This window comes from Zunongwangia pacifica (assembly GCF_023499215.1).
Classification (GTDB): domain Bacteria; phylum Bacteroidota; class Bacteroidia; order Flavobacteriales; family Flavobacteriaceae; genus Zunongwangia; species Zunongwangia pacifica.
On sequence record NZ_JAKHSK010000008.1, the window covers coordinates 92399 to 106318 of the forward strand.

A 13920-nucleotide genomic window follows, 5' to 3' on the forward strand; every position below is an offset into this window, starting at 1 on the left:
TTAGGTTTATTTAAAAATAACTTACATTTGCACTTCTTTACAATTCTAAGCTGTTATATGAAGATAATTATCGCCGGCGCGGGTGAAGTGGGCTTTCATTTAGCTAAATTACTTTCTTTTGAATCACAGGATATAACCCTGATCGATCCTAACCGGGATAGATTGCAGTATGCAGATACGCATTTAGATATTCGTACCATAAAAGGGGATGCCAGTTCTATTGCGATTTTAAAGGAAGCACAGGTAAAATATACCGATATGTTAATTAGTGTAACCTCTAGTGAGGCCACTAATATTACGGTATGTGTGTTGGCAAAGCAGCTTGGAGCAATGCGAACAATTGCCCGAATCTCGAATACTGAATTTTTAGAGAAAAAAGAAGAGATTGGATTTACCCAATTTGGGATAGATGAGTTAATTTCTCCGGAAGCACTGGCGGCGCGAGAAATTGGTTTGTTGTTAAATCAGTCCGCTTTTAACGATTCTTACGAATTTGAAGAAGGAGCCCTAACCATGATTGGTTTAAGTTTATCCAGAACTGCGCGCTTTGTGGGGAAAACAGTGAAAGAAGCGGCAAGGATATTTCCGCAGCTTAACTTTGTTCCTATAGCCATTCAGCGTTTTGGAACGCAGTATACTTTGATACCACGTGGGGATACACAATTTAAAGAAGGCGACCAGGTCTATTTTATCACGCTAAAAAGCGGAGTAGAAGAATTGTATAAACTTACCGGAAAAACCAAACAGGAAATTAAAAGTGTTATGATCCTGGGTGGGAGTAAGATTGGGCGAAAAACCGCAAGGGATTTATGCCGAAATAACTTTAACGTAAAACTGGTTGAAACCAATAAAGATAAAGCTTACGATCTAGCCGATGAGCTACCAAATACACTGATTATTCACGGGGATGGTAGAAATGTAGAATTACTTGAAGAAGAGAACATTCACGATATGGATGCTTTTATCGCAGTAACCGGTAATTCTGAAACCAATATTATGTCTTGTTTGGTGGCAAAATCTAAAAGTGTAAAGAAAACCATCTCTTTAGTTGAAAATATGGATTATTTTCAGCTTAGCCATTCTATAGGGATCGATACTTTGATCAATAAAAAACTTCTTGCCGCAAACAATATTTTTAGATATATACGAAAAGGAGAAGTGGTGGCGATGACCAAGCTAAACAATATGAATGCCGAGCTTCTGGAATTTATTGTGAAGCCGGGATCTCAGGTAGCCGATAAAAAGATTAAAAATCTTGATTTTCCCCGTTCAGCAATTATCGGTGGGATTATTCGTCATGGCGAAGGAATTATCGCTTTAGGCGAATTTTTAATTAAACCCGGCGATCGTATTGTGGTTTGCTGTCTTCCAAGATCGATTAAGAAGGTTGAAAAATTATTCCTGTAATGCCAAAATTAAACTTTAAGGTCATTTTGCATGTTATGGGGCTGCTGTTAATTTGTAACGGTGGTTTTATGTTGCTATCGGTACTTATTAGTTTTATTTATAAAGATGGCGTAACACTGGGGATGTCTGCAGCAGCTTTGGTGACCTTACTTATTGGTACGCTACTTATGTTTACTACCAGCGGGCACCGTAAAGAATTAAAAGTTAGGGAAGGCTATATAATTGTAAGTTTTGGCTGGATCTTTATGGCGTTAAGCGGTTCTTTACCTTACGTGATGACCAAAGCGATCCCCGATTTTACCAATGCTTTTTTTGAAACCATGTCTGGTTACACCACAACAGGAGCTTCCATCTTAAATGATATCGAGTCGATCCCAAAAGGAGTATTATTCTGGCGTAGCTTAACCCATTGGATAGGAGGTATGGGAATTATTGTCCTGGCAATAGCGATTTTACCGCTTTTGGGAATAGGAGGGATGCAGTTATTTGCTGCGGAATCTCCCGGACCAAGTGCCGATAAACTGAAACCTAGAATTACTGATACTGCAAAACGTTTATGGCTAATTTATGTAAGTTATACTGCTGCTGAAACCGTCTTGTTAATGCTTGCGGGAATGGACTTTTTTGATGCGATAAACCACGCATTTAGCACCTTATCTACCGGAGGCTTTTCTACAAAAAATGCCAGTATGGCTTATTGGAATGATAATCCGATGATCCAGTACATAATCATCTTATTTATGTTTTTGGCGGGTAGTAACTTTGTGATGAGTTACTTTGCGTTTAAAGGAAAAGTACAACGCGTGTTACAGGACGATGAGTTTAAGTGGTATTTCTATTTTGTAGCTGCCTTTACAATAATATCATCCTTAATTGTCTATTTTCAGGCAGATGTTTCGTTGTCGTCCATAGATCATCCAATGATTTGGGGCGAGGGTGAAAGTGCTTTTAGACACTCATTATTTCAGGTACTAACGGTAATTACCACCACAGGATTTGTGTCGGCAGATTTTACCATGTGGACGCCTTTCTTAACGATCTTTTATTTTGGGATGTTCTTTCTTGGTGGTTGCGCCGGGAGTACCGCCGGTGGGGTAAAAGTGATGCGCCATATTATAATGATCCGTAATGGACTGATCGAATTCAAACGAACTCTTCATCCAAATGCGATCTTACCGGTACGTTTCAATAAAAAGTCGATTAACAGTGATATTGTATTTAATATTCAGGGATTTTTTATCCTTTATATGTTATCATTTATTATTGGTGCCGTGGTTTTAGCTGCTTTAGGTTTAGATTTTGAAACGGCTATTGGGGGCGCTGCCTCTTCTTTGGGGAATATAGGCCCTGCTTTTGGTGCGCTTAGCCCGGTAAACAATTTCGATTTATTGCCCGATTTTGGTAAATGGTGGTGTTCTTTTTTAATGCTTATAGGAAGGCTGGAACTGTTTACGGTTCTAATTATCCTTACACCATTTTTCTGGAGAAATAGGTAATGATTTGAGTTTGATATAATAGTTTTTTATCCCAGATATTTTGGTCATTGCGTGAATTTTCAAAGAAAAGTTATATCGAAGCGCAACCAACTACAATGGAAGCTTCATCAAAATCTTTTGCAAAGATTTCATTCAGTCTCTGGAGTTTTCTTAAATCGAAATCAGTTTAGTCGTTACTTTGGTAATTTTAGAGTCCTATTAAACTATAGGTTCAATAAAGAAAACCGGCGCATGGCCGGTTTTTAAGCTATTGCTTCTCGGAATAAACTATTCAGTTAAAGCAGATTTTATTCTTTTTAAAGCTTCTTCAATTTGTTCTTCACTGGCTGCATAAGAAATTCTGATACATTCTGGATTTCCAAAAGCATCACCGGTAACAGTTGCTACAAGTGCTTCTTCTAATAAGAACATAGAGAAATCTGTCGCATTGTTAATAGTGTGTCCTTTAATGGTTTTCCCGAAGTAATACGAGATATTTGGAAAAACATAAAAAGCACCTTCAGGCTCTGTAGTTTCAAAACCTTCGATCTCGTTTAGTAAGTCTATAATTAGCTTTCTTCTGGATTTAAAGGTATCTACCATGTAGCTAATTTTGCTCACCGGTGCTTCTAAAGCGGTAATAACTGCTCTTTGTGCAATACAATTGGCACCGCTGGTTACTTGTCCCTGTAGTTTGTTGCAGGCACGTGCGATCCAGGCAGGAGCTCCAATATAACCAATTCTCCATCCTGTCATGGCAAAAGCTTTTGCAACTCCGTTAACGGTAACGGTACGGTCGTACATATCTTCAAACTCGGCCATAGAGGCGTGCGCACCAATGTAGTTGATGTGCTCGTAAATTTCGTCACTTACTACAATAATATCTGGGTGTTTTACCAAAACATCAGCTAAAGCTCTAAGCTCTTCTTTTGTATACACCATACCACTTGGGTTACATGGTGAGCTGTACCAAAGCATCTTTGTTTTAGGGGTAATAGCTGCTTCAAGTTGTTCTGGAGTCATTTTAAAGTTAGACTCTAAAGTAGTAGGAACTTCTACAGGAACACCTTCTGCAAGTTTTACAATTTCAGCATAACTTACCCAGTAAGGACATGGTAAAATAACTTCATCTCCTGGGTTAAGCATGGCTAAAGCTACATTTGCCAAAGATTGTTTAGCTCCTGTAGAAACCACGATCTGAGGATGTGTATAGGTTAAATTATTATCTCTTTTGAATTTAGTAATAATAGCATCCTTAAGCTCTACATAACCATCTACCGGGCTGTACGAGTTATAATTATCGTTAATGGCCTGGATAGCGGCATCTTTAATAAAATCTGGGGTATTAAAATCTGGCTCTCCCAGTGAAAGCCCAATAATATCTTTACCTTCTGCCCTCAATTCACGCGCTTTAGCTGCCATTGCCAGCGTTTGCGAGGTTGCTAAATTGTTAATCCTGTTAGAGAGTTTTTCTTGCATTTTAAAATGATTAATAAATAAGTATTAAGACGATATTGCAGGTTTTGTCCCCATTTCTTTTAAATATTTAAAATGGGCAATAATCGCTGCGCGTGTGGTTTTGTATTCGTTGTATGGTAAATTACATTCCCTGGCGGTCTCTTTTACGATCTCGGCAATTTTTGAATAGTGAATATGACTAATATTTGGGAATATATGATGTTCTACCTGATGGTTTAGGCCACCGGTAAACCAGTTTACTATTTTGTTTTTGGTTGAAAAATTCACTGTAGTAAATAACTGGTGAATCGCCCAGGTATTTTTCATAGAACCAGTATCATCTGGTAAGGGCATATCGGTTTCTTCAACAACATGTGCCAGTTGAAATACGATACTTAAAATTAAACCAGCGGTATAATGCATAACGAAAAAACCTATTAAAATTTTCCACCATGCAATCGATAATATAAGCATTGGGATTAAAATCCAAACCGAAACATAAATTAATTTGGTAATCGCTACTGTACTCCATTGCTTTACAGGATTAGGCATTTTACCGTAGGAAAGCTTTCTTTTAAGATACCTTCTTGTCTGCTTAAAATCTGTAGTAATCGCCCAGTTAAAAGTTAAAAGGCCATATAAAAAAACAGAATAATAATGCTGAAATTTATGGAACTTTCGCCATTCGGCATGTTTTGAAAATCGTATAATCCTACCGGCATCTAAATCTTCGTCGTGTCCATGGATATTGGTATAGGTGTGATGAAGCACATTATGTTGTACTTGCCAGTTGTATACATTCCCGGCAAGAATATAAATAGTGCCCCCCATAAATTTATTTACCCATTTTTTGGAAGAATACGAGCCATGATTTCCATCGTGCATAATATTCATCCCAACTCCAGCCATTCCTATTCCCATAACGATGGTCAATAAAAGCATCCACCATTGCGAAATATTTAAGGTGAGAATAAGAAAGTAAGGGGTTAAAAACATAGAAAACATGATCGCTGCTTTTAAATGCAATTGCCAGTTTCCTGTTTTTTTAATGTTATTTTCTTTAAAATAAGTATTTACTCGTTTGTTTAGGGTTCTAAAAAAATTAGCAGAATCCTTCCTCGAAAAACGTATATGTGGTTGTGATAAATCCATTTGTATTTTTAATCTATAGTCAAAGGTAAAATATTATACTTTCGAAACGAATTAAATAGCCACTTTAATACTAAATTTCTAATTTTGTTTAAAAATTGATCAGTTGGAATTAATCAGGAAATATTTTGACGGACTTAGTCCGCAGCAAATTGCTCACTTCGAAAAATTGGAAGATCTTTATAAAGACTGGAATCTTAAGATTAATGTCGTAAGCAGAAAAGATATCGACGAATTGTATTTGCGCCATGTGTTGCATTCTTTAGGAATTGCTAAGGTGCAACAATTTAACCCCGGCTCTTATATTCTTGATGTAGGTACAGGTGGTGGTTTTCCCGGTATTCCAATGGCTATTCTTTTTCCTGAAGTAAATTTTCATTTAGTAGATTCTATAGGGAAGAAAATGAAAGTGGTTGAAGAAGTTGTGACGGGTTTAGGCTTGGAAAACGTAAAGACCACGAATGATCGTGTTGAAAATATCGATGGCCGTTATGATTTTATTATTAGTAGAGCAGTAGCGGCCATGCCAACATTTGTAAGGTGGACTAAAGGTAAAATTGCTAAAAAAAGCAATCACGAATTAAAAAATGGAATTCTTTACTTAAAAGGTGGAGAATTGGCTGAAGAACTTGCTGATTATCAAACTGCAAGAATATATAATTTAACAGACTATTTTGAGGAGGATTTCTTTGAAACCAAAAAAGTAGTGCACTTACCCTTAAAATATAAAGGTTGAAAAAGCGGAGTTTCAACTCCGCTTTTTATATTCAATTTTCTTTTATTAAAAAAAGACCTCAGAACTATCGAATATCAGGGATTGGTGTTCGATGTTTTTAAAGTTTAGAATGCTTTTAAAATTCAGGCTAAAAACAATTCCTAATTTCTAACAAACTTCAGATTAGTCACGCCATTCTCTGTAAAAATTTTCAGAATATATACGGCAGAACTCATTTTGTTTTCCATTGGGATATATATTTCTGAAATGATAGGAACATCATTAAATTCTTTTATAAGGCTTCCGTTTATATTATAAATTAATAGTCTTTTTATGTCTATTAAATGAGGGTTTTTAAGATAAACACTCTGCTCTTTCGATAGGTACAAGACTTTAAAGTTTCCTATAATTTCTTCTTCATGATTTTCAGCATTATCTTCCTCTTCTGGAAGTTCTGGTTTTTCAGGGGTTTCATTATCCTCTTCGGTTTCTTCATTTTCATTATCCTCTGTTTCGTCGTTTTCCGGGTCTTCATTATCTGTTTCTTCCTCGTCAGGATCTTCTTGGACGTCTTCTGGATCTTCAATTTTTTGGAAGGTAATCGCAAAGCGATCCTTGTGATAACCGCTATCGATAGTAGCACTATATTTTTCAGCTTTTAAATCAAAATAAGTACTGTCTTTACGATCCAAAAGGTAGATTTTCTTTTCTGCAGGAATGTTTTCGAGCGAGTCAATTTCAATATAAAATTTATTATTGGATCGCACTAGAACTCCCAGTTCGAGAATACGATCTTTATTGAAATCTGGCACTCCCTGAATAACAAGTGGCTGATCTTCCATGAGCCAGAACATATCTTCCTTTTGACGATCGTAAAGTGGTGCGTCATATCCCAAATCGAAACCTGAAGTTGAATTTTTATCGGCTCCCACGACAATTTGCCTATTAATTCCTCCAGGAGACTTAAAATTTAATCGGATTTTTTCGCGTTCGTCTGCCTTTACGAGTACGCTGGCATTCAATGTTTTTAGAAAAACACTCTCTGGTTTTAAAAACTGTGATTCGGTTGATATGCTTTCTTTAGAAAATACTCTTTGGGCATTTCTAAATAGAATATCTCCCTGGCTAATGCTAATATTGCTATTAGCGGTGTTCAAATAACTATTTACAAAAAATCCCTGTCCTACTGGAATATATTTTCCGGGCATTCGTTCACTTTGTGAATTATTAGCGTTAATTCTTTCATCTGTAGAAACGGCCGGTACACTTCCTATTAAATTTAATGCAGCATAGCCGCCAACATAATCTTTTAGATAATGAGAATTACTATCGCCAAAATGATCCCAAAAATATACGGCACCATTAAAAAGGTTTTTATCCCCAGTAGCACCATTCACCGTATTTTTATCGAGGTTATCAAGAATAAATTGTTCAGCATCCAGGGCTGAAGGATAAGGATTTCCAATAAGAAAAATTTCATTGGGTTGGATGCTCAATTTTATGTCTCCATTATTTGGGAGTCCTGTGAATGTATAATTTTGCAAAGTGGAAATAGCAACCGAACCTGAGGTGCCTTTCATAGTGTAGCCTTCACCAGCTTTTAGTTTTGTGTTTTGGGTTATTTGTTTCCATCCAGAATAGCTTGCGATTTGATGAAACCTATTTAACCAATAGGTACTAATTCTTTTTAGTCCCGTATAATTTCTGGAGTCGGCCCAGGCGTATTGTCTATTAAATGAAATTTCCTGAATATTATCAGGATCGGTACCGTCTTTTAAGACTTCACCAATAGTGAATCCAGAATTTATTGAATTGGTGCTTACCGGGGAAGACCAATAGTTGTAATTATAAGAATTCGCTGTTCCTTGTTGATCCTTCTGAATGCTGCCGGTACTGTTTGGATCTAGTACACTTCCTTCTGTTTGGATTAATTGAGATTCCCCATTTAAGTCTATAATTCCGTTCAGTTTTAGATAATCGGTTACAATTAATGGATTGCCGGTCCCTCCTTCGGGAGGATTTGTTCCCATGATATTTAGAGTTCCTGCATTTGAAATTAACCCTAGCAGTTGCAAAGGTTTTGTTGAATTCGCATAAGGATAGAATATATCTTGGGAAACTTCTACAATATTCCAGTCTATAGTAGTTTCTCCATCAATACCATAACTACCGGGAACTTGCCAAACATTCCTTTCTGATATTTTTGAATTATTTACAGTAGAAGCCAATAACCATGTAGTTGGATTGATCCAATTTTGGTTTTCTTCGCTTAGCACATAAGGAAATGGTGCAGTATTATCCTGGGTAGTGGTAATATTCCTGATAAGGCCGTTGCTGTGATTACCGGTTATTTCAGGTGTTAAACCTTTAGTAATGGCTTCAGGGTTACCTTTTAGTTGATAATATGCTTCAAGATCGATCCATTTTAGATTACCCGGTACATCAACAGGTAATAAATTTCCACGTAAAGGATCGCTTGCCACAGCAATACGTTGATTCATTAAAAAGCGTAGCTGTTTTTCAGAAAGACTTTTGTTCCAGATTCTTAGTTCTTCAATCCAACCATCAAAATAATTAGAGGGAATATCCTGATTCGCGCTGTCATAGATAGCACCGATAATAAACGGAGAAGAAATATTACTGGGAGCATTACCGCTTTTGCTGGCTAAAAGAATCCCATCTATATATAACTTCATATTATTTTCCTGATAAATCACAGCGATATGATGCCATATTCCTTTCTTAATTTTATATGAAGTTGAAACAGAATTATCATTCCATCTAAATGTTGGGGAACCTGCGTTGATGGTCAAATCATAGCCTCCAATATTTAAATTTTGAATATCCCTTTTTGAAATAATGGTTTTTAAACCGGTATTATTTTCAGACTTTATCCATGCTTCAATGGTGAAGGCTGTTTTATCGGCCATATTAAAAGAATCGCCTATTAAGATATGATCATCTATTCCATCAAAATCAAGCGTATTACAATTAGCAGATATGGTTAAATGGAAGTCCTCATAATTTGAACAATTTTCGTTCGATACGGTCCATCTTAACGTGTATTCTCCTTCATCGCCTATAAATTTGGTTGAAGGGTCGTTAGGATCGATAAAATTATAATCTGAAGGGCCGCTAACGACACTCCATCTACCAGTTCCAAATTCTGGTGTATTCGCTTCTAGTGTCGTTTGAAAATAACCACATCCTAATACCTTGTCTTCTCCTGTAGCGGCATTGGACAATTTTTCTGGTTCAGTAATACTAATTGTTTGGATGGCCTGACATTGATTGGCATCAATAACGGTGATGGTATACTCTCCTGGTTCGAGGCTGTCTACTGTTTTTGTTGTAGAGCCGGTTGCATCATTCCACAAATATTCATAGGTGGAATTTCCGTTCTCAACTTTAGGTGTGCCACCAGAAGGATTTACAGTTACCGTTGCTTTATCACCGGGACAAACAGGTTGCTGAATTTCAAATTCCATGGTAATAGGTGCATCGGGCTGCGTAATAACCACAGATGGAATTTTATATATCGTTCCTTCAGAATCTTTAACCCATACATCATAAGAGCCCGCCTTTAAAATTTCAAATAAATTTTCTTTTTGGAAACCTGAAGTTTCACTGGTTATACTATAACTGTAAGGAGCCCTTCCTCCTGAAGCCTGGACCAATATCGTTCCTAATTCAGAATCATAACATTCTAATTGATTAGGCGTGGCTTTAGCGTACAAAGGTGTGAAAACAATTTCCTGGTTATTAGTAGAATAACATTTAGATTTGCTGCTTTGTCCACAGGTGTTTTTAATATTGTTAGAGAACGTAAGGTAGATATTATCGATAGAAACCTCGTCGCCACATTCATAATTGATAGGTATGGTTTGCGCGTAAACCGGGATTTCTTCTCTTTCGTAAAAACATCCAAACTGTCTTTTGATGGTAGTCTGACCAGTTTCTAAGCTCTTCACACTATAAGTGAACTCGGTATATAAGGAGTAACGTGAAGTATTTTGATCAAGTTGAACATAAATATATTTCTGATCTCCATTATTACAATTTTCTGATGTTATTTCTTTACCTGAAGCATCCCCAATATAATATCCAGAAATACCAAAATCGTTAGAACCGCAATTGTCTACATAGCACTCTCCAACATATTGTTGATATATAAAATCACGACTAAAACCTTCGGCGTCGGTAACCGTTAAAGTGATGTTTCTGTTGCCTTCCGTAGGGTAGGTAACTCTGTGAGAACCTATCCCGGTATTGGTGGTGTACGTCCCATCGGAGTCGAAATCCCAACTATAAGAATACGGAGCAACGCCTCCATAAGCCTTTCCATCTGCTACTTCAAAATAACTAACACGAACATTATTTTCTCCTTCACAAATAGAAGTCGGTAATATTTCTGCTTTTAATATTTCATTAACTACAACATCCACCGTCTTGGTACAACCATTTTTGTCAAAAACGCTTAGCTTATAATCTCCAGCTGCCAGGTTTGTTGCTTTTTTTGTAGTCGCTATGACCGTAGAATTTCCGGAAGCTCTCCATTCATAAGTGAAACCAGGAGTTCCTCCGCTGGGATAGGCCTCTGCTGTACCCGTTTTAGAACCAAAAACAGTAGTTCTGGTGGTAGTTACAGTTACATTAACGGCAGCGTCTGGTTCACTTATCGTAATATTTTCCGCAATTAATTTTTCACAGCCTATATTATTCTTATCTCTTATTTTTAAGGTATACGACCCTGGTTTTAAATTGTCAAAAACAGCTGAATTTAACCAGTTCGCTCCATTGTCAATACTGTATTGAAAAGCCTCAGTACCTCCGGAAGTTCCTGTAAACTCCATTTTACCTGAATCTTCCTGATAACAGTTAACGTTGGTTTTGTTGTAGTTAGAAATAAGTTCATTTGGCTGGTCTATCGTAAACATTTGCTGTATTCCACAAGCATTTGCATCTTTTATAAAAAGTGTATAATTACCAGCGCTTAGGTTTGGGAAATTTTTATCTGTTTGAAAATTAATGTTGTCGATAGAATATTCATACGGGGCGGTACCGCCATTAACCGCTCCTACGGTAATTTCTCCGTTTGAAGCACCATAACAATTGACGTTTGTTACCGATGGATTGGTCGCTGTAAGATCATCGGGTTGACTGATTTGTATGGTCTCATTAATAGTACATCCATTATTATCTATAATGCTTACTGTATAGGTGCCTGAAGATAAGTTACTAAATTTTTTATTGGTTTGGTAATTGGAGCCATCAATCGAATATTGATAAGGAGTAATTCCACCAGAAACCCTTCCTATGGTAATACTACCGTTACTTCCTCCAAAACATGAAACATTTTCAGAAGACGGTGTCTCCATAATCAATAGGTTGGGTTCTCTAATGGTGATATTGGTAGAAATCGAACAATTATTTGCATCGCGAACGTAAAGCGTATAATTCCCAGCAGAAAGGGAATCGAAATTGGTGTCCGTAGAAAAGTTTGTACCGTCTAACGAATATTGATACGGCGCTGTCCCTCCTGAAACGTTACCTGCGGAAATACTTCCGTCATTGCCACCAAAGCAGGACACATTTTCTGAAGCAGGCGCAGTCATGCTGAGTTGCGCCGGTGCTGTAATTTCGATATTTGTAGAAATTGAACAATTATTTGCATCACGAACGTACAGGGTATAATTCCCTGCTGTCAGCGAATCAAAATTGTTAGCTGTGGAAAAATTCGTTCCATCTAAAGAATATTGATAGGGTGCTGTTCCTCCCGAAACGGTACCTGCGGAAATACTTCCATCATTGCCACCAAAGCAGGACACATTTTCTGAAGCAGGCGCAGTCATGCTGAGTTGCGTCGGTGCTGTAATTTCGATATTTGTAGAAATCGAACAATTATTTGCATCGCGAACGTAAAGCGTATAATTCCCGGCAGAAATGGAATCGAAATTGGTGTCCGTAGAAAAGTTTGTACCGTCTAACGAATATTGATAGGGTGCTGTCCCTCCCGAAACGGTACCTGCGGAAATACTTCCATCATTGCCACCAAAGCAGGCAACATTTTCTGAAGTAGGCGCAGTCATGCTGAGTTGCGCCGGTGCTGTAATTTCGATATTTGTAGAAATGGAACAATTATTTGCATCGCGAACGTAAAGCGTATAATTCCCGGCAGAAAGTGAATTGAATTCCGTATTCGTAGAAAAGTCAGTGCCATTTATCGAATATTGATACGGCGCTGTCCCTCCTGAAACGTTACCTGCGGAAATACTTCCGTCATTGCCACCAAAGCAGGCAACATTTTCTGAAGCAGGCGCATTCATGCTGAGTTGTACTGGTTCTGTAATTTCGATATTAGTAGAAATCGAACAATTATTTGCATCACGAACGTACAGGGTATAATTCCCTGCTGTCAGCGAATCAAAATTGTTAGCTGTGGAAAAATTCGTTCCATCTAACGAATATTGATACGGCGCTGTCCCTCCCGAAACGGTACCTGCGGAAATACTTCCGTCATTGCCACCAAAGCAGGACACATTTTCCGAAGCAGGCGCAGTCATGCTGAGTTGCGTCGGTTCTGTAATTTCGATATTTGTAGAAATGGAACAATTATTTGCATCACGAACATAAAGTGTATAATTCCCTGCTGTCAGCGAATCAAAATTGTTAGCTGTGGAAAAATTCGTTCCATCTAACGAATATTGATACGGCGCTGTCCCTCCTGAAATGTTACCTGCGGAAATACTTCCATCATTGCCACCAAAGCAGGACACATTTTCTGAAGCAGGCGCAGTCATGCTGAGTTGCGTCGGTTCTGTAATTTCGATATTTGCAGAAATCGAACAATTATTTGCATCACGAACATACAACGTGTAATTCCCTGCTGTCAGCGAATCAAAATTGTTAGCTGTGGAAAAATTCGTTCCATCTAACGAATATTGATACGGTGCTGTCCCTCCCGAAACGTTACCTGCTGAAATACTTCCATCATTGCCACCAAAGCAGGACACATTTTCTGAAGCAGGCGCAGTCATGCTGAGTTGCGTCGGTTCTGTAATTTCGATATTAGTAGAAATGGAACAATTATTTGCATCACGAACGTAAAGCGTATAATTCCCGGCAGAAAGTGAATTGAATTCCGTATTCGTAGAAAAGTCAGTGCCATTTATCGAATATTGATACGGCACTGTCCCTCCCGAAACGGTACCTGCTGAAATACTTCCATCATTGCCACCAAAGCAGGCAACGTTGGTGGAAGAAAACGATTCCAGAACAAGTTCGTCTGGCTGGCTAATTACAATTGATTCTGTACCAGTATTTCCAGCATCGTCTGATACTGATATGGTATAACTTCCGGCTTCTAAATTTATAAGATCTTCATTCGATGAAGAAAAGGAATTTGGGCCAGTCCATTGATACGTATAATTGCCGTTACCACCAGATACGGTAATATCAATACTTGCATTGTTGGCATTATAACAGCTTACATCTTCCGATACGGAAGTGATAATAAGATCCTCTTCCAATCCGAAAGACTCAGATTGGTGATTAAGAAAAAAAAGTAGAGATAAGCCTAAGATAAGAACGGCTCCAGGAAAAGTAGTTTTTTTCATAGGCACTTACCTTTATTATTATTCGCTATCTTCAAGTAAGATAATTTTTCTTCAAAGATTTTTATGTCATTTAAAATTTCTCTCATCATTGTTGCATCTT

6 protein-coding genes are annotated in these 13920 nt (G+C 37.6%); 3 read left to right on the plus strand and 3 right to left on the minus strand.

All coding sequences use genetic code 11. The annotated features are described in order from the left end of the window. The first annotated feature begins 57 nt into the window (after window positions 1-57). Both trkA and L1967_RS07355 read left to right on the plus strand, forming a co-directional pair. Complete coding sequence (gene trkA, locus L1967_RS07350) at window positions 58-1407, plus strand: Trk system potassium transporter TrkA (RefSeq protein ID WP_084840891.1); 1350 nt, start codon at window positions 58-60, stop codon at window positions 1405-1407. Continuing rightward, window positions 1407-2903: a TrkH family potassium uptake protein gene (locus L1967_RS07355; RefSeq protein ID WP_249601084.1), complete on the plus strand. Its 1497-nt coding sequence runs from the start codon at window positions 1407-1409 to the stop codon at window positions 2901-2903. The genes trkA and L1967_RS07355 overlap by 1 nt, the downstream gene beginning before the upstream one ends. 267 nt (window positions 2904-3170) lie before the next feature. On the opposite strand, the gene L1967_RS07360 is transcribed toward L1967_RS07355, so the two are convergent. Continuing rightward, window positions 3171-4361 carry a pyridoxal phosphate-dependent aminotransferase gene (locus L1967_RS07360; protein ID WP_249601085.1) on the minus strand — a complete coding sequence of 397 codons (1191 nt, stop codon included), beginning with the start codon at window positions 4359-4361 and terminating at the stop codon, window positions 3171-3173. Window positions 4362-4385: 24 nt separating this feature from the next. Further along, window positions 4386-5492 (minus strand): fatty acid desaturase family protein, encoded by a 1107-nt coding sequence (locus tag L1967_RS07365; protein ID WP_249601086.1) that lies wholly within the window; start codon window positions 5490-5492, stop codon window positions 4386-4388. Window positions 5493-5595: 103 nt separating this feature from the next. Here L1967_RS07365 and rsmG point away from each other — a divergent pair, with 103 nt between their 5' ends. Beyond that, window positions 5596-6225, plus strand: coding sequence for a 16S rRNA (guanine(527)-N(7))-methyltransferase RsmG (rsmG, locus tag L1967_RS07370; protein ID WP_249601087.1), 630 nt, complete (start codon window positions 5596-5598; stop codon window positions 6223-6225). Between the two features lie 140 nt (window positions 6226-6365). Here rsmG and L1967_RS07375 read toward each other — a convergent pair whose 3' ends face one another. Beyond that, the gene (locus L1967_RS07375; RefSeq protein WP_249601088.1) at window positions 6366-13820 is read right to left on the minus strand and encodes a LamG-like jellyroll fold domain-containing protein; all 7455 of its coding nucleotides are present in this window, start codon (window positions 13818-13820) and stop codon (window positions 6366-6368) included. Window positions 13821-13920: the final 100 nt, after the last annotated feature.